Genomic DNA, 22,716 nt, shown 5'->3' on the forward strand with positions numbered 1-22,716 from the left:
GCCCGTAGGAGAGAGAAACGGTGTCGGATCCTTCCGGAACGGCCGAACAGGCGCCGATCCGCACAGAAATGCCCGAGAGCGCCACAGAGCCTCGGGACACCGCGCAGCCCGGTAAGGGAATCGGTGACAGGCTGCGCGTCGAATTGCAGAAGTCCGGTAAGGCCTGGCTGTTCGTCTCCCCGGTGCTGATAGCACTGGCCGTGGTGATCGGCTACCCGGTGATACGGGCGGTGTGGATGTCGTTGCACCCCGACGACCGGCTCGACGATATGACCGGGCTGTTCGTCGAGGACCCCACCTTCACCTTCTACAACTACGCCCACTGGCTGTTCGCCCAGTGCCGGGTGATCACCGGCGGCGCCACCTCCTGCCCCACCGGCAATCTGGGCTCCCAGTTCTGGGCGGCCACCGGTGTCACACTGTTCTTCACCGTGGTGACGGTCTCGCTGGAAGTCCTCATCGGTCTCGGGATGGCCATGGTGATGGGTAAAACCTTCGCCGGCCGGGCGCTGCTGCGTGCCGCGGTACTCATCCCGTGGGCCATTCCGACAGCGGTGACCGCACGGCTGTGGGAATTCATGTTCCAGTACGACGGCGTGGTCAACCAGGTACTCGGCACCGGCATCCTGTGGACCACCGACGAATGGCCCGCCCGGATCGCGGTGATCACGGCCGACGTCTGGAAGACCGCTCCGTTCATGGCACTGCTGCTGCTGGCCGGACTCCAGATCATCCCGAACGACGTCTATGAGGCGGCCCGGGTGGACGGCGCCTCGGCCTGGCAGCGGTTCACCCGGATCACTCTGCCGCTGCTGAAACCGGCGTTGCTGGTCGCGGTGCTGTTCCGCACCATGGACGCCCTGCGCATGTACGACCTGCCCGCCATCATGACGGGTAGTAACCCGGCCACCCGGACATTGTCGGTGCTGGTGGTCGAGCAGACCCGACAGGGCCCCTACAGCGCGTCCGCGCTGTCGACGATCACCTTCCTGGTGATCTTCGCGGCGGCCTTCGTCCTGGTGAAGATTCTGGGTGCGAACGCGGTGCGGACGCAGGAAGAACAGCGGAAGGCATGATGGCGGCCACGACGACGCAGCAGACCGGCACTCCGGCCCGCGCCCGCACCCCGTGGCGCCGCAGGCTCGGCTCGGTGCGTATCTACCTGGGCGCGTTGATCGTGCTCGTCTGGGGGCTCGGGCCGTTCTACTGGATGGCGGTGACCGCCTTCCGCGACCCCGACTACACCTTCGTCAACACCCCGTGGCCGACACATCTCACCTTGGAGAACTTCCGGGATGTATTCGATACCAGTCGCGGAAACAATTTCGGGCGGGCTCTGCTCAACAGTGTGATCATCGGCACGACGACCACCGTGATCGCGCTGGTGATCGGGGTGATGGCGGCCTATGCGCTGGCGCGGCTCACCTTCCGCGGAAAGTATGTGGTCTCCGGGCTGATCCTGAGCGCGTCGATGTTCCCGGTGGTGGTGCTGGTGACCCCGTTGTTCCAGCTGTTCACCGATATCGGCTGGATCGGCGAATACCAGGCGCTGATCATCCCGAACATCTCGTTCGTACTGCCGTTGACCGTCTACGTTCTGGCGTCCTTCTTCGCCGAACTGCCCTGGGAGCTGGAGGAGGCCGCCCGAATCGACGGCGCCACCAAACTGCAGGCGTTCCGGCTGGTGATGCTGCCGCTGGCGGCGCCCGCGGTGTTCACCACCGCCATCCTGGCGTTCATCGCCGCGGTCAACGAGTACCTGCTGGCGCGGCTGCTCTCCGGTGGCGCCACCGAGCCGGTGACGGTCGCGATCGCCCGGTTCTCCGGCAACAACCCGCTGGTCCAGCCCTATACGGCGATTATGGCGGCGGGCACGCTGGTGACCGTGCCGCTGGTGGTCATGGTGTTGCTGTTCCAACGCAGAATCATTTCCGGGCTCACCGCGGGCGGCGTCAAGAGCTGACAACTCGTTATGCTGGGACAAATGTGAACCGTGTGGTTCGAGTGGTATCGGTAGGTTGCGCGGCCTTGCTTCTGTGACGATGTGAGTTTTTCCGACGCTCCGAGAGGAGATGATCGTGAGCTCGTTCCGTTTCCGGCGCAAGCATCGAAGATCGGACGAAGCTCCCTATGCCTCGCTCGCCGGATGGAACCAGCCCTACCCGTCGGCCGGCGGCTACGGCTACGCACCGATGGACCTGAAACCCCGCATTCCGCGGCGTCCGCGGCCGCCGCGCCCGGAGCGCGGTCCGCGGCCTCCGCGTACCCGGCGGCAGCGCATCCGCCATCTACTGCTGGCGCTGTTCGTCATCCTGGTCGGGCTGCCGGCACTGTTGGTCACACTGTTCTATTGGGGCGCGGAGATACCCGAACCGCACGAAATGCGCACCAACCAGATCGCCACCGTCACCGCCTCCGACGGCACCACGGTGCTCGCCAGGTTCGTCCCGCCCGACGGCAACCGCACCCCCGTTCCGCTGTCGGATGTCCCGGTTCCGGTCCGGGACGCGGTACTGTCGGCCGAGGATCGCAATTTCTACACCAATCCCGGCTATTCGACCTCGGGCATGGTCCGAGCCGTCCGGGACAATCTGCTCGGCAGGGCCGGTGCGGGGGGCGGGTCCACCATCACCCAGCAGTACGTCAAGAACGTCTTCCTCGGGCCGGAACGCACCGTCGCCCGAAAACTCCGTGAGCTCATCATCTCGGCCAAGATGGCAAGGCAGTGGAGCAAAGACGAGATCCTCACCGCCTACCTCAACACCATCTACTTCGGCCGCGGCGCCTACGGAATCGCGGCCGCCGCCATGGCGTACTTCGGTAAACCGGCTTCCCAGCTGACCGTGCCGGAGGGTGCGGTACTCGCCGCGCTGATCCGCTCACCGTCGACCCTGGACCCGCAGAACCATCTGCTGGGACTGCAGCAGCGCTGGAACTACGTACTCGACGGTATGGTCACCATGGGCACCCTGAAACCGGCGGACCGCAAGGCCATGGTGTTCCCGCCCATCGTCCCGATACCCGCCCCGCCCGATGCGAATATCCACGGCCCGGAGGGTCTGATCCGCGCCCAGGTACTGGGTGAACTGCTCGCGGCGGGGATTTCCGAACAGACCCTGAACACGGGAGCGTTGCAGATCACCACCACCATCGACCCCCGGGCGCAGCGGGCCGCCGTGGACGCCGCCCGCGACCGGCTGGAGGGTCAACCGCCGCATCTGCGGACCGCGGTGGTGGCCGTCGATCCGCGATCCGGGGCGGTGCGCGCCTACTACGGTGGCGCCGACGGGATCGGCTTCGATTTCGCCCAGGCGCCGGTGCAGACCGGTTCGGCGTTCAAGACGTTCGCCGTCATCGCGGCACTACAACAGGGAATCCCGCTCTCGCGTGCCTTCGACAGCGCCCCGGTGGAGGTCAACGGGACGGTGGTGCACAACGTCGAGGACGAGTCCTGCGGCGTGTGTCCGCTGTCGGAGGCGTTCAAACGCTCGCTCAACACCAGCTTCTACCGGCTCACCCTGGCCATGTCCAATGGACCGCAGGCCATTGCCGATGCCGCCCACCAGGCCGGTATCCCGCAGGAGATCCCCGGTGTGCCGGGGAAGACGCTGAGTGAGAACGGCGGGGCGCCCGTGCCGGCGATCGTGCTCGGCACCTACCTGGTGCGGCCGATGGATATGGCCTCGGCCTATGGGACGATCGCCGCGCACGGGATGTATCACCGACCGTATTTCGTCCAGCGAGTGGTGGCCGGCGACGGCACGGTGCTGCTGGACCGCGACCCGGCGAAACCGGTCGGCGCCCCGCTGCCGCGCGGCGAACAGCGCATACCCCGCGAAATCGCCGACCGGACCGCGCAGGCCATGCTGCCGATCCCGGCCTACTCCAACGGGCACACCCTGGCCGATCGCCCTGCCTCCGCGAAAACCGGCACCACCCAGCTGGGCGATACCGGACAGAACAAGGACGCCTGGATGGTCGGCTTCACCCCCGCCCTGTCCACCGCGGTGTGGGTCGGCAGCGAGAACTCGCAGCCGATCCACACCGCGAGCGGCGGCCGTATCTACGGCTCCGGCCTGCCGGCCGATATCTGGAAACAGACCATGGACGGTGCGTTGCTCGGCACTCCACTCGAACCGTCGACAGCGGCACCGACACCCACACCGGTCGTCCCCGCAGCCCCTCCGCAGCCGAAACCGCGGCAGTCCGGCGGTGGCAACCCGTACGACATCCTCAACCCGCCGCAGGTTCCGCCACCGCCGCCGCAGGAGCCGTTCATCGTGATCCCGCCCGTCCCGGAATCGAGCGAACAGCAGCCGGCCCCGACATTCGAACCAGAACCGGAGCCCGGCCCCATACCACTGCCGCCGGGTATCTCGGCTCCCCCACCGCCGCCGCAGCAGCAGATCGAAATCTTTCCCGGGCTGAACGTTCCGGTGCCGTGACCTCCCCGGGGAACGGATGGCATGGCAGCATCGTTGGCCAGAGCAAGAGTTCGTTGGTCGAAGCAAGAGCGATCCACGCGCCGGCCGAGCAGACCCGCTTCGCGGGATGGACGCCGACACGACACCGGGCCGACGCCGGTATCGGGGTGGATATGCGGAAGGATAGCGCTCGAGCGACGACAAATGACGAGACATAGGGGCTATGCCGGTGGATTTCAATGTCGTTGAACGCCCGGAAACGCTGGTGGCGGGCATGGTGTTGCGCAGCCCGGCACTCGCTGTGGAAGGACCACGCCGCGCCAAGGTGGAGCAGGCGTGGAAACGCAATCTGACCCGCTCCTTACCGGGGCCGCCGGCCAGCGCGTTCGTCGACCATGCGCCGGAGATCAACTCCTATCTGACCCATATCGTGGGCTATCGCTGCCGCAGTATCGACGATCTGCTGCCCGGCGATGTGCTGGCCCGGATATCCGGGGGCCGTTTCGCCCGGTTCACCCTCAGCGGCGACAATCTGGGCGATGTCATCGTCACGGTCTGGCGGGCGATCTGGGATGCCGAAGCCGCCGGCACCCTGGCGCGCGCCTATACCGGCGACTACGAGCGTTATCCCGACGCGCGCACGGTGGAGGTCTTCGTGGCATTGGCCGACGAACCGGTGACCGGGTAGAACAAGGCAACAGGTAGGAACAACCGTGGACTTCGAGATCGTCACATTGGACGAATGTCTGATCGCCGGGCTGACCGTCCCGCTGGCCGGCCGTGAGGTGACCGCCCGCGACCTGGACCTGGTCAACTTCACCTGGGACCGCTACCTGGCCCGGGAGAAGAACACCCCCCGGGTCGCCGCCTATATCGGACAGGACGACCACGCGGTGGCCGTGCTCGGCTACCGGATCGGCTCGATCGACGAGATGGACTCCGGCGATGTGCTGACCCGCGTTCCCGGCGGCCGCTACGCCAAGTTCGTCGTCACCGACAAGCCCTACGATCTGCTGCGTACGGCATGGGCGCAGGTTCGTAGGGCGGAGAGCGCGGGAACCATCACCCGTTCTCATACCGCCGAACTCGAACGCTATACCGGCCCGACCTCGGTCGAGGTGTACGTCTCCCTGGACTGAGACGCACGCCGGGTCCGCGGTGAGCGGGCGGTCCGACAACGGCACAGCCGCATGTGAAAGGCCGGTCGACGGTATCGACCGGCCTTTCACACCGTGGGCCGAGCCTCCCGCTCGCCGAAGGTCATCGTTCGGATCGAACGGCCTCATCCCTCGACGATGAAGGCTTCCAACCGGGTACGGGCCACATCGTCGGGCAGCTGCTGCGGCGGCGACTTCATCAGGTAGGCCGAGGCCGGGATGACCGGTCCGCCGATGCCACGGTCCTTGGCGATCTTGGCCGCGCGCACCGCGTCGATGATGATGCCCGCGGAGTTCGGCGAGTCCCACACCTCGAGCTTGTATTCCAGGTTCAACGGCACATCGCCGAAGGCACGGCCTTCGAGCCGGACATAGGCCCACTTGCGGTCGTCGAGCCAGCCGACATGGTCGGACGGGCCGATATGCACGTCATTGGCGCCCAGCTCCTTCTTGAGGTTGCTGGTGACCGCCTGGGTCTTGGAGATCTTCTTCGACTCCAGCCGCTCCCGCTCGAGCATGTTCTTGAAGTCCATATTGCCGCCGACGTTCAGCTGCATGGTGCGGTCCAGCTGCACACCGCGGTCCTCGAACAGCTTGGCCATCACGCGGTGGGTGATGGTCGCACCGACCTGGCTCTTGATGTCGTCGCCGACGATCGGCACGCCGGCCGCGCGGAACTTCTCGGCCCATTCCGGATCGGAGGCGATGAATACCGGCAGCGCGTTCACGAACGCGACACCTGCGTCGATGGCGCACTGGGCGTAGAACTTGTCCGCCTCTTCCGAACCGACCGGCAGATAGGAGACCAGTACATCGACCTCGGCGTCCCGGAGCGCCCGGACCACATCGACGGGCTCGACATCGGCGAGTTCGATGGTCTCGGCGTAGTACTTGCCGATGCCGTCGAGGGTCGGACCGCGCTGCACCACGACGTCGAGCGGTGGCACGTCGGAGATCTTGATGGTGTTGTTCTCACTGGCGAAGATCGCCTCCGACAGGTCGAAACCGACCTTCTTGGCGTCCACGTCGAACGCGGCCACGAACTCCACATCACGGACGTGGTAGGGGCCGAACCGCACGTGCATGAGTCCGGGGACCGTCGCGGTGTCGTCCGCGTCCCGGTAGTACTGCACACCCTGGACCAGCGAGGAGGCACAGTTCCCCACACCCACGATGGCGACGCGAACCCGAGTGTTGTTATCAGCCTTCTTGACGCCGGCTGTGTCCGATCCACTACTCATGGCCGATATTTCCCTCTTTCTGTGGTGTCGCCTTCGTCGATTGCTCCGCCGCAATCAACTCGTTGAGCCAGCGCACTTCGCGCTCGCTTGATTCGAGTCCGAGTTGATGGAGCTGACGGGTGTAGCGATCCAACGAGCCGCTGGCCTTCTTGATCGCCTCCCGCAGCCCCTCTCGGCGCTCCTCGACCTGGCGCCGCCTGCCTTCCAGAATCCGCATCCGCGCTTCCGCGGGAGTGCGGCCGAAAAAGGCGAGATGGACGCCGAAGCCGTCATCGGTGTAGTTCTGCGGTCCGGTGTCGGCCAGGAGTTCGTTGAACCGCTCCCGCCCGGTCTGGGTCAACGTGTAGACCCGTCGAGCGCGCCGTGTCGTGGCCGCGCCCTCGGGCACCTCCTCCGCGATCAGCCCGTCCGCCTGCATACGCCGCAGGGTCGGATACAGCGATCCGTAGGAAAAGGCCCGAAACGCCCCCAGCAGGCCCGTCAGCCGCTTGCGCAGCTCGTAACCGTGCATGGGCGCTTCCAGGAGCAGCCCGAGGATTGCCAGTTCGAGCATCGGGCTTCACCCCCTGACTTCTGTGCAGACCTAACCAATGGATGCGATTATCCACTATATCGGAGCGATATAACCGTGCACAGCGCTTCCCGGGTTCGATCCGGGTCACCCTCAGCGTGTTACGGCATCACCGCAGGTCGGGCGGACGGTTCATGCGATACCACGGCGCCGCCCGGCACTCGCGCACTCTCCGGGGCACCGGCCAACAGGCGTGCCGATACGCTCGGACCGAAGGCGCCCAGATCGACCGGACGCCCGTCGGCCCGGCTCATCGCCTTGCCGGGCATCTGTTCGAATTCCCCTTCGGCATAGCGGTAGAGGATCGGCGGCCTCGTGACCGGATCGATGCGCTGGAAACGGCGAAGTCCGGGTGGACCGTGACGGTATCGGCGGCGAGGGGACCCGCTCGGGCACATCCTGGAGGTCGTCGGTCGGCTCGCCCGGCGTCCTCGCCGACCGGGCGCGCACCGGCCGGTCGCGGTACTCGCCGGCTACTGGCCGCTCCTCCGCACAGGCGGTATCCAACGCGGCGGAAGTGCCCGTTTGGTCGATACCACGCGCACGCAACCGGCCTCGAGCCGGAGACGGCACATCCGAATCCTACTGCCGCGGGGGCTTTTCCATCCCAGGTTGATCTAACCTCATAGCCTGACCAGCGCATTCACCCATCCGATAGGCCTCTTGTCGCACATGCGCCATTTCTCGACGCGGTGTGACCCCGAGCACAAGGGCTTCCGCCGCACGTCGGGGGACCACGGCCCGCGAAAACCATCTACCGGACCGGACCCACCACTGTGCGGCACATCTGCTCCCGACGCCGGGCCCGGGCGAGCCGAATTGGACACAGCTACTCTGGGGGGCGTGCTAATTCAGCGGCAAGTGGTCGACTACGCGCTCCGGCGCCGGTCGCTGCTGGCTGACGTCTATGCGGGCCGTGTCGATGTCGCCGAGGTATGCGACGCCAACCCCTATCTGCTGCGTGCGGCGAAGTTCCACGGCCGGGGGAGTGAGGTCACATGTCCCATCTGCCGGAAAGAACAGTTGACGCTCGTATCCTGGGTCTACGGCGACGGCCTGGGACCGATCGCGGGTTCGGCACGCAGTCCCGAGGAGCTGGCGCGGCTGGCCGAGACCCGCGAAGAGTTCACGGTGCATGTCGTCGAGGTATGCCGGACCTGCAGCTGGAATCATCTGGTGCAGTCCTATGTACTGGGGAAAACCCCCACGCGGCGGCGTCCCGGTCCCCGCGTGAATAGGCGTACCGCCGCGGAATGACCCATCCCGCCTTCCACCCGTCGGGGGACGGGTACACCCGCGGCGGGTACGGAAAGACCGGCCATCCTGACCGATACGAGCTTTGGAGAACCTGGCAGTGAATCCGCCCTACGAGACCCCCTCCGGCGATAACCCGCACGGTGGCCGCCCGCAGCGCAGTTCACAACCCGGTCGGGAACCTCAGCGGCCGGCGCCGAACCGGGGGGGACCGCGACCGGAGATGGGTGCTCCTCGTCAGGGCATGGGAGGACGTCCGCCGGGACCCGGCGGTCCACGACCGGGCCCGAACGGCCCCCGTCCCGGCCCCGGCGGCCCGCGACCGGGCCCCCCGACCGGCGGCAATCCACAGACCCCGCCGACACAGCGGATGGGCCCGCCGCCCGGGCGCCCGCCGGGCGGCCGGCAGATGCCCAGGCCGGGTGAGCAGGGCACACAGAAACTCTCCCGCCCGGAATCGATGCCGCAGGGCAGAGTGGGCGCGACCGGACCCCGGCCGGCGACGGATCGGCCGGGGCGTCCCGGCCCCAATACCGGCGAACGCCGGACCCTGCACCCCGGGGAGCGCAGGCCGGGTGCCACCGGGCCGCGTCCGGTGGTGGACCGGCCCGGACGTCCCGGAGAACGCGGTGCGCCGGTCCGCTCCGGTTCCCCCGGCGCTCCGGGGGGTCGCGGTCCCGGCGGGCCCGGTGGCCCGAACCGACCGGGTGGACCCGGCGGTTCCGGCCGGGGATCTTCGGGTCGGAAGAAATCGCCGTGGAAGATCGTGCGGCGGGTCGCCTACGTCCTGGTGGCGCTGGCGATCGTGGTGCCGAGTGCGCTCTTCCTGCTCGCGTACTCCACGGTGTCGGTACCCCAGCCCGGTGACCTCGAAACCAATCAGGTCGCGACGATCTACGCGGCCGACGGCGAGTCGGTGCTCACCAAGGTGGTCCCCCCCCAGGGCAACCGCACCGAGGTGTCGATCGACCAGATCCCGCCGCATGTGCGCAATGCCGTGATCGCGGCCGAGGACCGCGACTTCTACAGCAATCCGGGATTCTCGATATCCGGTTTCGCGCGGGCGGCCCGGGACAACCTGCTCGGCCGGGAAAGCGCGGGTGGTGGCTCGACCATCACCCAGCAGTACGTCAAGAACGCGCTGGTGGGCGATGAGCACTCGCTGACCCGTAAGCTGCACGAGCTGGTGATCTCGGCGAAGATGGCCCGCCAGTGGAGCAAGGACGAGATTCTCGCCGCCTACCTCAACACCATCTACTTCGGCCGGGGCGCGTACGGTATCGACGCCGCCGCCAAGGCGTACTTCGGTAAGCCGGTACAGGAATTGGACGTGGCACAGGGCGCGGTGCTCGCGGCCACCATCCAGCTGCCGTCGATGCTGGACCCGGAGCAGAACCCGGAGGGCGCGAAGACGCGATGGAACTATGTGCTCGACGGTATGGTCGCCGGGGGCAACCTATCCAAGACCGAACGGCAGAACCTGCAGTATCCGCAGGTGGTGCCGGCGGCGACGGCGGGTGAGCAGACATCGAGCTCCGGCCCGGAAGGGCATGTCAAATCGCAGGTACTGCGGGAACTGTCCGAGGCCGGGATCAGCGAACAGCAGCTGAACACCGCCGGATTGCAGATCACCACCACGATCGACGCGAAGGCACAGCAGGCCGCCCTCGCCGCCGTACACGAGAACCTGGAGGGCGAACCGGAGAAACTGCGGACCGCGGTGGTATCGGTTGATCCGCGTACGGGAGCGGTACGCGCCTACTACGGCGGCGAGGAGGGCTACGGCTACGACTTCGCCAATGCCGGTCTGCAGACCGGATCGTCGTTCAAGGTGATCGGCCTGGCGCAGAATCTCGATATGGGGATTCCGCTGTCCCAGATGTACGACAGCTCGCCGGTCACGGTGAACGGTATCGAGATCACCAATGTCGAGGGCGAGTCCTGCGGTATGTGCACCATCGCCGAGGCGCTCAAGCGGTCGCTGAACACCAGCTTCTACCGCATGCAGCTGGATATGGAGAACGGCCCGCAGAAGATCGCCGATATGGGGCACAAACTGGGTATTCCGGAGGAGATCCCGGGGGTGGGCAAAACGCTCACCGAACCGGACGGCTCCGGGCCGAACAACGGTATCGTGCTCGGCCAGTATCAGGCGCGGCCGCTGGACATGGCCTCGGCATACGCCACGCTGGCCGCCTCCGGCATCTACCACAAACCGTATTTCGTGTCGAAGGTGGTGACCGCCGACGGCCAGGTGCTGCTCGATCGTGGCGAACCGGCCGGCGAACGCCGGGTCTCGGCCACGGTCGCCGACAATGTCACCGCCGCCATGGAACCGATCGCGGGCCACTCCCGCAACCATGGTCTGGCCGGCGGACGCAAATCCGCCTCCAAGACCGGTACCGCGCAGCTGGGTGATACCGGCGAGAACAAGGACGCGTGGATGGTCGGGTACACGCCGTCGCTGTCCACCGCGGTCTGGGTGGGCACCACGGACAACTCACCACTGCGCAACTACTCCGGCGCGATGATCTACGGCTCCAGCCTGCCGTCGGATATCTGGAAGGCCACCATGGACGGCGCCCTCGAGGGCACGCCCAATGAGAACTTCCCCAAACCGGCGCCCATCAAGGGACAGGCGGGTGTGCCCAAGTGGACCGCCCCGTACAGTCCGCCGTCGACGGTCGCCCCGGCGCCGTTCGAACCGCCGGTGGTGATCGAACCGAGCCAGATCGAGATCCTGCCCGGTATCACCATCCCCGTGCCGGGCGTGCAGCCCAATCCGCGCAGCCAACAGCAGCACCAACAGCAGCAACAGCAGGACCCGGGGCCGTTGCCCGGCCAGCCGGTGGCACCCGCGGACGGCTCGGCGCCCACGACCGCGCAGCGACCCGGGGCGAACTCGTCCGAGTCCGAGGACGATAGTGGCAACAGCGGGTACGGGAACGACCAGGGCAGCGACAACGGCCGGCCGACATACAGCCGTTGATCCGGAACAGACCGAGGCCGAAACCTGCGCACGGTTTCGGCCTCGGTCGAACGTGTAAAACCGGCCCGCTGCGGACGCGTTGCCGGCGAGCCCTGTCAGCGCGCCGCAGACAACAGCGGCAACAACCGATAATCGGATGGACACGATTCAACCCCGCTGTGATGAAGTGGTGGCCATACCGGCCGACCGACCATGTCGAGACCAACACCGGCTCGTGAGCGAAGCACTCGAAACACACCGCACCGGCTTCGTCGCTCGGTACCCGGGTGCCGGATGTCCGGGATCGAGTCGGTAGCCCGCCTCGATCCCGGACACGCGTCCGGAACAGGTACTCTCGAGTGCCGTGAGTGAGCAGCGACCGGTGGGCGGGCCGACCGGCGGACCGATTCCCACCGATGGACCGCTGCGGCAGGCCGGATCCGCCCGATACACCTCACCCGGCCCGCTCGCTCCCGATCTGCGGTCGGTGGACACCCGGGACAAACCGAGCCGCAATGATCCGCTGGCGGCGCAGCTGTGCACGGTGATCGGCGGTCCGGTGGGTGATCACGCACTGGTCGGGCGCGCCGGGTTCTGGACACCGATACGGGTGTTGTTGGCCTTCACCGTGGTGTTCCTCGCTCTGGGCTGGGCCACCAAGGCCGGCTGTATCCAGCAGACCACCACCGACGACGGTCTGCTCACCCTCGATTGGAGCAACGGCCGCCAGTACACCGCCATGTGCTATTCGGACACCGTGCCGCTGTACGGCGCGGAGCGGCTGAACGAGGGCGCCTTCCCGTACAAGAAGTCGTGGGTGGAGGAAACCCCCGACGGCGGTATCGAAGTCCGGTACATGGAGTATCCGGTGCTGTCGGGTCTGTACCAGTACGTCGCGATGCTCATCGCCAAGAGCTGGGACGCGGGGCCGCTGCCCGGGGCCCTGCAGGTGGTCGTCTATTTCAATGTGGTCGCCGTGGGTCTGGCCGTCGCCTGGCTGGTCACTGTCTGGGCGTCGGCGCTGCTGTCCGGTCGGCGGGTGTGGGACGCCGCGCTGGTGGCGTGTTCACCGCTGGTGATCGTGCACGGTTTCACCAATTTCGATGCCCTGGCCACGGCCTGTGCGGCGCTGGGCCTGCTCGCCTGGGCCCGCCGGCGGCCGATGGTGGCCGGTGTGCTGTTGGGTCTGGGCGGGGCGGCCAAACTGTATCCGCTGCTGCTGCTCGGCCCGATCCTGGTGCTGTGCCTGCGCGCCGATCCCATGCACCGCACCCCCAGCGCATACGCCGGAACCCGGATCGGGGATATCGACGGCTTCGACACCGCGCGCGCCTGGCTTCGGGAAACCCCGCACCGGATACGGCTGCTCGGCGCCCGGCCGCTCGGCGCCGCCGGACTCACCGTGGGCGCGGCGGCGGGGACCTGGGCAGCGGTGAATCTGCCGATCGCGCTGTTGTATCCGAATGGCTGGCGGGAATTCTTCCGGCTCAACACCACCCGGCACGCGGACCCGGACTCCCTCTACAACGTGATCGCCTCGTTCACGGACTGGACCGGTTTCGACGGCCCGCTCCGGTACGGGGAAACACCGACCATCCTCAATACCGTCTCGCTGCTGCTGTTTCTCACCGCGTGTGTATCGATCGCCTATATCGGTCTCACCGCGCCGCGACGGCCCCGCCTGGCACAGCTGTGCTTCCTGGTGGTCGCGGCATTCCTGCTGACGAACAAGGTGTGGAGCCCACAATATTCGCTGTGGCTGGTACCGCTGGCGGTACTGGCGCTGCCGCATCGACGGGCGTTGCTGGCCTGGATGACGATCGACGCCCTGGTTTGGGTACCGCGCATGTTCTACTACCTGGGCACAGACCGTAAGGGGCTGCCCGAGCAGTGGTTCACCGGCACCGTGTTCCTGCGCGATCTCGCGGTGGCCGGACTGTGTGTCCTCGTCATCCGCCAGATCTACCGTCCGGAAACGGATCTGGTGCGCAACGACTGCGCCGACGATCCGTCCGGCGGCATCGTCGATCGCATGCCCGATCCACTGCTGCCCTGGCTGCCGGAACCGCTGCGTCCCCGGGTCTCCCTCGATACGCACTGGATCGGTATGCGCGCGGCGCCCGACGGGAACGACCGAGCGGACGCCACGCGTAACGGCGACGGCTACCGGACGCGCAGGAACCCGACCTGACGTTCCGGCTCCTGCGGCAGCAGGTCCAGGTCCAACTGCCAGGCATTATCGGTCCACGGGTCGAACAGCGGGGTCCCCGCGGCCGTGGGCACATGCCGACAGGATCGCGAAAGCGCCGCGATCGTGCTGTCGCTCGAGTCGGATTCGTTGGTACCGACGATCACCGTGGACAGCCCGATCAGTCCGCCCCGGACCATCAACATTCCCAGCCGCTGTGCGTCCAGTGGTTGATAGCCGTGCGGGAAATCCGCGGCCACCAGGATCCGGTGTTCCGACAGCGGCGCGCCGGCACCACTGTGGTACGCCATCTCCGCGAGTTCGGCGCTGTCCACCAACGCCTGCAGCCGGGGTGAGATATCGGTGTAGTCGGTGACCGGGGGGCTGCCCAGTACCGGCGCCAGCCATCCGGTGAACCCGCTGAAGGCGCCGGTGAGGTCGATGAGGTCGACAACCGTCCGGTGTTGCGGCAGCGCCGCCAGCAAGCGTGCCAGCAGCGCGCCGACCACCGGGGCGACGGCGGCGGACGATTCGGTATCGATCCACAGCGGCCGGTTCAGCGGTACCGGAACGCAGTAGGGGATCCGCAGCGTGCCCCGCTCCGCCGCGTACAGTTCACCGATGCGGATACCGTCGGCGGGGACGGGAGGTCGATCCCAGGCAGGGGACTCCCAGGATGCCAGCGACGGCGGCAGCACCGTATCGGCTTCGGCCAGCTCGCGCTGCAACTGGGCGCTGTCGCGCCGATGGCTGCTCTCCGCGGTGGCGGTGAGCTCGTCGTAGCGCCGCTGAGCCGCGGCGCGGGCGGCGTCGGCGGTGGGGGTGTTCCTGGTCGCCGGATCCGAGACCGCGGACGAAAGCTCCTGGTCGAGACGTTTGGCCGCGTAGGAGCGGGCGGATTCGAGCGCGGCGGCGGAGCGGGCCGCGTCCTCGAAGATCATCCACAGTCGTTCCAGACCGTGCCCGACCTCGAGCGGCGGAGCCGGGGGCGTCGGACCGCCCGCGGCCGTGGGCGTCACGGTCGCGGACTGTGACGCATCTGTCGGCTGCGCCGCGGCACCGGAGATCGGGGCGGGCGGGCTCGCGGCCGGCACTTCGGAACCGGCCCGCGGCCCCGCTGTGCGCCCGGCCACGGCGGGTATCGCCGACTCCGCACCGTGTGTACGCAACAGCTCCGGAAGCCCGCCCGCGTACCCCTGCCCGACGGCACGCAGTTTCCAGCCACCACCCCGGCGGTACACCTCGAAGCAGATCAGTGCCGTCTCACCGGCGATCGGAGCGATCGCGAATTCGGCGAACCGCCGCTCGGCTTCGGACAGCACCGCGGTCACCGCGCCCAGACTCGTGCCCACGCTCGAACCGACGACCAGCAGTACCGCCTGCGCCTCGGCCCGGATCTCGGCGGGTGCCACCGTTACCTCCGCGGACCCGATCGCCAACCGCACGCCCGGCACCTCCGGCCGCTGTGCCGAGACCACGTCCGCGGCCGAGCCGACCCGCAGGTCGGCATCCACTACCAACGCCGAAACCACCAGGGGTACCGCGGCTTCCGCACGAAAAACGACAACACCGCCGGTGAGCGGGATGTTCTGCCCCGGCTGCAACTGGTTCACCTCGTCGCCCCGCCGCACTCAGGCCATCAGGAATCGGCCCAGCTGCGGGATCGCCTCACCGGGATGTTTGGCATTGAACCCCTCGCCGATCGCCTGCATCTTCCAGCCGGCCCCGGCCCGGAAAACCTTCGCCATCGCCATGGCGGTGAACGGCATACCACCGGCGAGGGTGTACCGGGCGAGTTCGGAATTGCCGGCGCCATCGATCAACCGGCAGAAGGCATTCTGCACCTGCGCGAAGGTGTGTCCCTTGTACGAGGTCACGACGAAGATCAGGGCATTGATATGGGCGGGTATGCGAGTGAGGTCCACCAGGATCACCTCGTCGTCGCCTTCGCCTTCCCCGGTGAGGTTGTCACCCTGATGCCGCACCGACCCGTCCTTCGAGCTCAGTTGGCCGTAATAGGCGACATCCGCCGGATTCATATCGGCGAACATGACCACCGACGCGTCCAGGTCGATATCGACCGTGCGGCTGCCGAACATCCCGCGCTGACGCACCGGGTCCCAGCCCAGACCCATCTTGACGAAGGTCAGATCACCGCCGTCCTCTTTGCGCAGATTGACCCGCTGACCCTTCTGCAGGCTGACCGGCCGGTCCTTGCTCAGGTTGATATCGCCGCCGTGCTGATGCGGCGGGGGCGGCGGAACCGGCTGGGTCGGCGGCGGGTAGCCCGGTCCCCCGGGCCCCGGCGGCGGATGACCCGCGCCCTGCTGGGGATAGGGAGCAGACGGGTACTGCTGCTGAGTGGAGTAGGTCGGCGGCGGGTATCCACCCGGTGGCGGGGGCGGCGGAACCGGCGCGGTCTGCGTCGGCACCGCCTGCGGCGGAGCAGGCGCCGCCTGGGTCGGCGCGGCCTGGGCGGAGGGCGAATCGTCCACGGTGACACCGTGGTCGGTGACCAGTGCGGCGAACCCCCCGGCATAGCCCTGACCGACCGCGCGAACCTTCCACGCCCCCTGCCGGCGGTACAGCTCGAGCGCGATCACGATCGACTCGGTGTCCAGGCCCTCGACCCGGTACTCGTACAGCACGGTGCCCGCCGGGTCGGACACATACGCCGTGGGCGGCGGAAACTGGCCGAAGCTACTGCCGGCGTCGTCGAGGGTGATGACGGCACGCACCTGGGCTATATCGGCCGGAACCGCGTTCAGCGATACCGCCAGCGAAGCGGGCTGTCCGCCGGGCGAGGGCCGCAGGTTCACACCGGGACCGTTCGGCTGGTTGTAGAACACGAAGTCGGCGTCGGAGCGAACCTTGCCCTGTTCGGTGACCAGAAGCGCGGATAGGTCGGCAAGCGCCGCCACCTGGATGGAGACCACCACGTCGTTCGTGGCCAGCGGACCGTTCTGGCCCTTGGCGAGTGTTGCGGACAAGTTGGACCCTTCGCTTGTCGGTGCGTACCCCTGCCACTCTACGAGACACGCGCCTCACCACGAATCCTTCTCCGATCGGCATAAAACTGGCCACCTGTCCAGTGCAGGCGGTCTCGAGCTTCGACGGGTCGGCGACCGCCGTGTCCACTAGGGTGACCGGCAAAGGGTGCAGCACACGGCTGCCCGAGCCCGGCGAAGCCGGCGAGTCCAGGACAGGCGAACTCTTTACCATGGCGCAACTGTTCGAACAGTCGAAGAAGGTGATCGAAGCCCATCTCGCGGGAACCAGTATCCGCGCGATATCCGGCTCCATGGTCGCCTATGAGGGCAATGTGCAGTTCAAGGCCGCCGGTTTCGGTGGCGGCGACGGTGTCATGGCCGGCCTCAAACGCAGGGCCACCGGCGAGAAGCTGTCGCTGATGGAATGCGGTGGCAACGGCCGCGTATTCCTCGCGGTCAACGGCCAGTACGTCAGCGTGGTGAACCTGAACAACGAGACCCTGCAGGTCGAATCACAGCAACTGCTGGCGTTCGCGGGAAATCTGCGCACCGATATCCGGTTCGCCGGGCTGCGCGGCGCTTCCACCGGGCAGGGCCTGTTCACCACGACGGTGAGCGGGCAGGGTCAGGTGGCGCTGCTGTCGGCGGGTGGGCCGTTGATCCACCTGGAGGTCTCCCCGCAGTATCCGCTGGTGGTCGATCCGGACGCGTTCGTCGCCGCGCGCGGCAACCTCCAGCAGTCGTTCGTCACCGATATCTCCTGGCGCACCGTGACGGGAGGCGATGCCGGTGAGGCGTTCTCGCTGCGCTGGGACGGTCAGGGCGTCGTATCGATCCAGCCGGCGGAACGGTAGGTCATGTTCGAGAAGGTCAATTCCAAGGTTGTCAAGGTCGATGTCGGGATGTCGGGCGGTGTGGTCGCCCGCAGCGGCGCCATGCTCTTCTACACCGGCAGTGTCACCTTCGCCCCGCACGAGATTCCCGGCGCGCACGGTATGGGCGGGGGCGGACTGGTGCGGATGGCCGGCCGGATGATGGCGGGCGAACACCAGCGCACCATGCTCGCCCAGGGCAACGGCGAAGTGCACTACGGACTCGCCGGGCTGGAAGTGCGCGTGGTGCGGTTGCAGCCCGGCGCCGTCCTGCAGGTCGAGGCGTCTCGGTTGCTGGCCAATACCGCCACGCTGCAGGCCTCGGTCGTCTCCGTGATGAGTTCGGGCGGCGGTGGGGGAGGTGGCGGCCTGATGGGTGCGCTGCGCGGCGCCGCGTCGGGCGCACTGACCGGGCAGGGCATGTTCACCACCCAACTGTCCGGGCAGGGCAGCGCGGTCCTGCTCGCGCACGGCGGTTTCCTGGAACTCCAGGTGGGCGGGCCGAACCCCATCGTGGTCGACCCGCAGGCGTATATCGCCTCTTGCGGCACTGTGCAGACCGAACTCAAATCGGCGCTGAGCTGGCGCGACGCCGTCGGCCGCGGCTCCGGTGAAGCCATGCAATTGCAGTGCACCGGCCAGGGCGTGGTCTACGTGCAGGCCTCCGAGGAGAAATTGTGAGTCAGATCCTCAACCCCATGACGCTCGCCGAGAGCGACAACATTCCCGGCAACAGCTACGCCTTCTGCATCGATCTGAACGGCACCCCCTGGTTCATGCGCAAGGGCGCCATGATCGCCTACTACGGGCAGATGCGCTTCCAGCCGCTCACCCACGGCCTGCAGGGCTCGCTGATGCATATGGTCTCCCACCAGTTCTCGGCGCCGCTGTACACCGGCGACTACATGGTCGCCGAGGGGCAGGGCAAGCTGATCATCGGTGACCGCGGCTACGACATCAATTCCTACGATCTCGACGAGGGCAACCTCACCGTACGGGCCGCCAATCTGCTCGCTTTCGAACCCGCGCTGGCGCTGAAGCAGTCGATCGTCCCCGGCTTCCTCACCCTCATCGGCACCGGTAAGTTCCTCGCCTCGTCCAACGGTCCGGTGATCTTCGCCGAACCGCCGTTGCGAGTGGACCCGGAATCCCTGGTCGGCTGGGCGGACTGCCCGTCCCCCAGCCACCACTACGACCAGAACTGGATCAACGGTTTCCTCGCCGCCGGTGCCGCCGCCTTCGGCGTGAGCTCCGGTGAGGAACGGCAGTTCGACTTCACCGGCGCGGGCACGGTGCTCATCCAGTCCAGCGAGAAGGTGCTCAGCGACGCGGCGGTCGTCCGCACCCTCGAGGGTCAGCTGCGGAGCGGGATAACCGTTCCCGGTCTGCAACGTCTGCAGGGCGTCATCGCGCAGCAACTGGCCGGTCAACAGCAGTACTGACTCCGACCGCCTCGCCTGGCGGTATTCGGTCGCGGCGAGCGCCGTGGTGGCCGGGCACCGCGGCACACCGGAGCGACCGCGCTCAGGACGCGGCGCGCTCGCCGTGTGCGGCGACGGCCGAATCGATGAACCAGTCGACTATCTCCGCACCCGCCAGGATTCCGGTGGCGGTGGTGACCGAAAGACCGGGAGCGGTCCAGCCGAGTTCTTCGAGCTCGCCGTGCCGGGGACGGATCGCCCGGTCGGCGGCGGCGAGCATTTCGGCATCCAGGGCGCCGTCACCGGCCGCGACGGTGTCGCCCGTCGGGTCCAGGGCGCCGGCGGCGATCAACCGGTCGCGGACCTCCGTCACGGCTTGGCTCTTGCACACGGCCAGCGGCATCGTGTAGATCTTGCGGCCCTGTCGGGAGGCCGACCAGCCGCGGGTCCGACACCAGTCGTCCCATTCGGCCAGGAAGTCGACCGGTACCGCATCCGGAATGACGACCAAATAGCAGAACAGGTCGTCGGCGACCCGGAACTTGTTCACCCAGCGCTCGTCGATACGTGTACGCAGTTCCGCGCCGATCTCGGCGAGCGTGGCCCCGCCCGTGCGGACAGCGCTATCGATACCGGCGCGCCACCCGAGGTCCGGTACACCGTCGGCGAGGATATTGCCGCCGTTGCTGGTGACGGCGTAACGCCAGGGCTGTCCGGGCAGCCGGATACGGAGGAACTGTTCGACGGTGCGCGTGGTGGTGGGCAGAACCGCCGCGGCGCGGGCGAGTTCGCGCAGACGCGTCGCGGCGGTCGTCGTCATATAGGACAGCGGCTCACCGCCCAGATGTTCCACGCATACGGTATCGGCCGCGGCGGCGGGACCGAAGGCGTTGCGGGAGTAGATCATTGTCCGGTCCAGGTCGGTGGCGACGAGTAGGCGCGGAGGAAGAAGTGTCATCACCGCATGTCCTTGATCAATCCCATACACGAGTAGGCCAGATCCGGAACAACCTCCACCGGCACCCCCCGCGCCTGCGCCAGCAACCGGATATGCGCGTGCTCGGGGGCATCCGGTTCGCGGACCAACACCCGCCACGGCACCCGGCGCAACAGCACACGGGTCGTTTCGCCCACGCCCGGCTTCACGAAATTGACGCTCTGGATACCGTATTCGACCCGCACCTGCTCCACCGACGCCCAACCGGCCCAGGTCGGCGTGCGGTCACCCGACCGGATGGCGGCGACCTGGTCGGCGACCCGGTCGCGTATTTCGCCGAAAGCGGCCGACACGGTCTCGATCAACCGCCGCGAGACATCGTCGGAGGCCAGGTGGCGATAGAACTTCGCGCCGTGGAAATCTCGGGGACCGATGAGGTCGCGGTTCAGCACCGTGCGCGAAACCAGACCGGAGACCGTGGAGTTGAGGCAGGCCGAGGCGATCAGGAAGTCATCGCGGGTGCCATAGGTGCGCACACAATGCCCCGGGTCCGCGAGTACGGCCAGATCGTCGTCGAAACGGGCACCACCCGCGGCATGATACGAATCCAGTGCCTCGGACAGTTCTTTCGCGATGGCGCCTTTGCCGGTCCAGCCGTCCACGAACACCACCGACGCCGGGTCATGATGGCGGGCAAGGTAGTCCAGGGCCACCGCGTCGATACCCCGATCCCGCACGATCGACACCGCGTAGTGCGGAATGTCGAGCGCACCCGAGGCCCCGTATCCGGTGGCCAGCCAGCGGCGCATGAGGATTCCGACCGGAGTTCCCGCCCGCGCCAATGACACCAGCACTATCTCGGAACCTCTTTCGGCGACAACGAGTTCCGAGACAGTCGCGACGGCGAGCGCCAACCGCTGCGCGCTCTCGGCGAGCACCTGGTCGAACAACGCCCGATAGGCGGCGTCCGGCTGGTATTCGATGGGCAGCGACTCCGCGTAATGCGCCAGACCGTCCTGAATCCGCTTCTCCCGGTACACGGTATCCGCCTCGAGATCCACCTCGGACAGATCCTGCAACAGCCAGGCCACGTCCTCACTTGCGTAAGAGCCGAATTCGGGCCCGTACAGCGGGGACGGCAGGTCCGCGGCCCCGGCACGGCCCATATCGGAAGTATCGGTGCTCGCCGGTCCTGCCGAAGCGATGGTTCGGGCTGCCACCAACCGACGGGGATCGGCACCCGGCAGCACGGCGACCAACACATCCGCCCCCGCGGCGGTCAGCACATCGACCAGACCGCCGTCGGCGACCAGTCGCGGAGTGTCGGCGGGCGCGTCGACCACGACGACCATCACCGGCTCGGCGCCGGGCGCCCCGTCGGCCGCAGCGGCATCGCCGGCCACGGCCGTGCCGATACCGTTCGCCGCGATCGGTACGACACCCTCTCCCGGGCTCGCGGCCCATGGCAGCCGAACATCGTGGCCCACCGAACGCAGACCATGGTGGGATTCGCCCGGACCACCGTGGTGATGCGCGCGTCCGGGGACGGGGGCCCACCGCGCGTTGTAGAGGTAACGAGGCTGTTCCTCGCCGTATTCGGCCGCGACGAAGCGGAAACCGCGCCGCAGCGGATACCCGGGTTCGTCCAGGACGTACGCCGGGGAACGAGTGGTGGTCTGGTACCGGGTCGGCACATCGTGTTCGGCGAGCGACACCGCCAACCGCAACGGCAGATACATGAGTTCCTCGTGGCCGAGGACGATCACCGGCCGGCCGGGGTGGTCGGCCGCCAGCCGGTCACGCAGAACCCGCGCGGCCACGTCCACCGCCCGGTCGAAGCCATCCGTATCCGACCGCAGGAATCCGTGCCTGCCGCCCTCGGGAACCCCCGCCGGCCAGGGCAGCTCCACTCGTCGGTACGAGCCCTTCCGGGCGCCGATCGGATTGAGCTCGACCTCGGGCAACTCCTGCACGGTCCGCGGCAGATCGCCCGGCAGGTATGTCCGCCCGGAAGCCAGGCACACCGTATCGATGCGGGCGCCCAGTTCGGCCGCGGCGGCCGCGAAACGCTCCCGGTCCGCCTCGGTCCGCATATCCACCAGCGACGCGAGGACATAGTGCGCTCGCGGGCCGAACGAATGCAGCGCGCGGATCGCGTCGAGCGCCGTATCGCCGGTCGATATCTCGTCGTCCACCAGCACCAGCGGCCACGCACCGGAGAAGATATCGGCGGGCACGGGTTGCAGCAGGTGCGAGGTGGCGTGTGAATGCCCCTCCTCGAAGCCGGCGAGCGTCTCCACTTCGGGCACCCGGCGTCGAGTGGAATGCAGGTAGCAGGAGGCTTCGATCCGGGCCGCCACACAGTGCCCCAGGCCGGTGGCGGTTTCGGCGAAACCCAGCACCACCGCGGGGCGGGCACCGAGTACGCCGCGCACCAGATCGCCGAGTCGGTTGCCCGCGTCGAGCACCACCCGCGGGTCGGTCGGCAGATGTTTACCCAGCACCGTCGACACCAGCAGATGGGCCCGGCGCGGATTTTTGCGCAGACCCGGCCGCACCAGTTCCACAACGGTCGGTTCCGCCGGTAGGGCATCCGGTGTCGCGCCGTGCCGGTACGAGTGATCGTGTCGCAGTTCGATGCCCAGCGTGCGGGTGGCCCAGAACTCGGACACTCCCGTGGTCGTCGCGCTCAT

The 22,716-nt window shown here is 67.6% G+C and carries 17 protein-coding genes; 11 read left to right on the forward strand and 6 right to left on the reverse strand.

All coding sequences use genetic code 11. From position 1 onward, the window contains the following. The first annotated feature begins 20 nt into the window (after positions 1 to 20). From ON20_RS24880 to ON20_RS24900, 5 genes are all read left to right on the forward strand, one after another. Positions 21 to 1,076, forward strand: a complete 1,056-nt coding sequence (locus ON20_RS24880) for a carbohydrate ABC transporter permease (protein ID WP_245547465.1) — start codon at positions 21 to 23, stop codon at positions 1,074 to 1,076. After that, positions 1,073 to 1,963, forward strand: coding sequence for a carbohydrate ABC transporter permease (locus tag ON20_RS24885; protein ID WP_245547466.1), 891 nt, complete (start codon positions 1,073 to 1,075; stop codon positions 1,961 to 1,963). The genes ON20_RS24880 and ON20_RS24885 overlap by 4 nt, the downstream gene beginning before the upstream one ends. 109 nt (positions 1,964 to 2,072) lie before the next feature. Continuing rightward, positions 2,073 to 4,445, forward strand: a complete 2,373-nt coding sequence (locus ON20_RS24890) for a transglycosylase domain-containing protein (protein WP_040839161.1) — start codon at positions 2,073 to 2,075, stop codon at positions 4,443 to 4,445. 208 nt (positions 4,446 to 4,653) lie between these two features. Then, positions 4,654 to 5,112: an effector binding domain-containing protein gene (locus ON20_RS24895; RefSeq protein ID WP_040839330.1), complete on the forward strand. Its 459-nt coding sequence runs from the start codon at positions 4,654 to 4,656 to the stop codon at positions 5,110 to 5,112. Positions 5,113 to 5,137: 25 nt separating this feature from the next. Next, a complete protein-coding gene (locus tag ON20_RS24900) occupies positions 5,138 to 5,563 on the forward strand; it encodes a GyrI-like domain-containing protein (protein WP_040839164.1) in 426 nt (141 codons plus the stop codon). 143 nt (positions 5,564 to 5,706) lie between these two features. Here ON20_RS24900 and ON20_RS24905 read toward each other — a convergent pair whose 3' ends face one another. Next, a complete protein-coding gene (locus ON20_RS24905; RefSeq protein WP_051163256.1) occupies positions 5,707 to 6,822 on the reverse strand; it encodes an inositol-3-phosphate synthase in 1,116 nt (371 codons plus the stop codon). Further along, positions 6,815 to 7,375: a PadR family transcriptional regulator gene (locus tag ON20_RS24910; protein ID WP_040839166.1), complete on the reverse strand. Its 561-nt coding sequence runs from the start codon at positions 7,373 to 7,375 to the stop codon at positions 6,815 to 6,817. The genes ON20_RS24905 and ON20_RS24910 overlap by 8 nt, the downstream gene beginning before the upstream one ends. 879 nt (positions 7,376 to 8,254) lie before the next feature. On the opposite strand from ON20_RS24910, the gene ON20_RS24920 reads away from it, so the two are divergent. The 3 genes from ON20_RS24920 to ON20_RS24930 all read left to right on the forward strand — a co-directional run bounded on the left by ON20_RS24920 (position 8,255) and on the right by ON20_RS24930 (position 13,806). Beyond that, positions 8,255 to 8,650: a DUF5318 family protein gene (locus ON20_RS24920; RefSeq protein ID WP_040839334.1), complete on the forward strand. Its 396-nt coding sequence runs from the start codon at positions 8,255 to 8,257 to the stop codon at positions 8,648 to 8,650. 763 nt (positions 8,651 to 9,413) lie between these two features. Then, positions 9,414 to 11,636 carry a transglycosylase domain-containing protein gene (locus ON20_RS24925; RefSeq protein WP_438803437.1) on the forward strand — a complete coding sequence of 741 codons (2,223 nt, stop codon included), beginning with the start codon at positions 9,414 to 9,416 and terminating at the stop codon, positions 11,634 to 11,636. A gap of 385 nt (positions 11,637 to 12,021) precedes the next feature. Beyond that, positions 12,022 to 13,806: a glycosyltransferase family 87 protein gene (locus tag ON20_RS24930; protein WP_174361936.1), complete on the forward strand. Its 1,785-nt coding sequence runs from the start codon at positions 12,022 to 12,024 to the stop codon at positions 13,804 to 13,806. Here ON20_RS24930 and ON20_RS24935 read toward each other — a convergent pair. Both ON20_RS24935 and ON20_RS24940 read right to left on the reverse strand, forming a co-directional pair. Then, a complete protein-coding gene (locus ON20_RS24935; RefSeq protein WP_040839338.1) occupies positions 13,779 to 15,416 on the reverse strand; it encodes a TerD family protein in 1,638 nt (545 codons plus the stop codon). The two genes, ON20_RS24930 and ON20_RS24935, sit on opposite strands and share 28 nt — an antisense overlap. An 18-nt stretch (positions 15,417 to 15,434) precedes the next feature. After that, positions 15,435 to 16,793, reverse strand: coding sequence for a TerD family protein (locus ON20_RS24940; RefSeq protein WP_040839171.1), 1,359 nt, complete (start codon positions 16,791 to 16,793; stop codon positions 15,435 to 15,437). A gap of 230 nt (positions 16,794 to 17,023) precedes the next feature. Between ON20_RS24940 and ON20_RS24945 the strand changes: the two genes are divergently transcribed. The 3 genes from ON20_RS24945 to ON20_RS24955 are packed head-to-tail and all read left to right on the forward strand — an operon-like array spanning position 17,024 to position 19,107. Next, positions 17,024 to 17,647, forward strand: coding sequence for an AIM24 family protein (locus ON20_RS24945; protein WP_040839340.1), 624 nt, complete (start codon positions 17,024 to 17,026; stop codon positions 17,645 to 17,647). Between the two features lie 3 nt (positions 17,648 to 17,650). Next, positions 17,651 to 18,346 carry an AIM24 family protein gene (locus ON20_RS24950; protein ID WP_040839173.1) on the forward strand — a complete coding sequence of 232 codons (696 nt, stop codon included), beginning with the start codon at positions 17,651 to 17,653 and terminating at the stop codon, positions 18,344 to 18,346. Further along, complete coding sequence (locus ON20_RS24955) at positions 18,343 to 19,107, forward strand: AIM24 family protein (RefSeq protein ID WP_040839175.1); 765 nt, start codon at positions 18,343 to 18,345, stop codon at positions 19,105 to 19,107. Before ON20_RS24950 ends, ON20_RS24955 begins: the two co-directional genes overlap by 4 nt. 82 nt (positions 19,108 to 19,189) lie before the next feature. Here the strand turns inward: ON20_RS24955 and ON20_RS24960 are convergent, their stop codons facing one another. Together ON20_RS24960 and ON20_RS34825 are read right to left on the reverse strand one after the other, a co-directional pair. Then, the gene (locus ON20_RS24960; RefSeq protein WP_040839177.1) at positions 19,190 to 20,044 is read right to left on the reverse strand and encodes an HAD family hydrolase; all 855 of its coding nucleotides are present in this window, start codon (positions 20,042 to 20,044) and stop codon (positions 19,190 to 19,192) included. Then, positions 20,044 to 22,716 carry a phosphoribosyltransferase gene (locus ON20_RS34825; protein ID WP_083865219.1) on the reverse strand — a complete coding sequence of 891 codons (2,673 nt, stop codon included), beginning with the start codon at positions 22,714 to 22,716 and terminating at the stop codon, positions 20,044 to 20,046. The genes ON20_RS24960 and ON20_RS34825 overlap by 1 nt, the downstream gene beginning before the upstream one ends.

This window comes from Nocardia brevicatena NBRC 12119, from assembly GCF_000308495.1.
GTDB lineage: Bacteria > Actinomycetota > Actinomycetes > Mycobacteriales > Mycobacteriaceae > Nocardia > Nocardia brevicatena.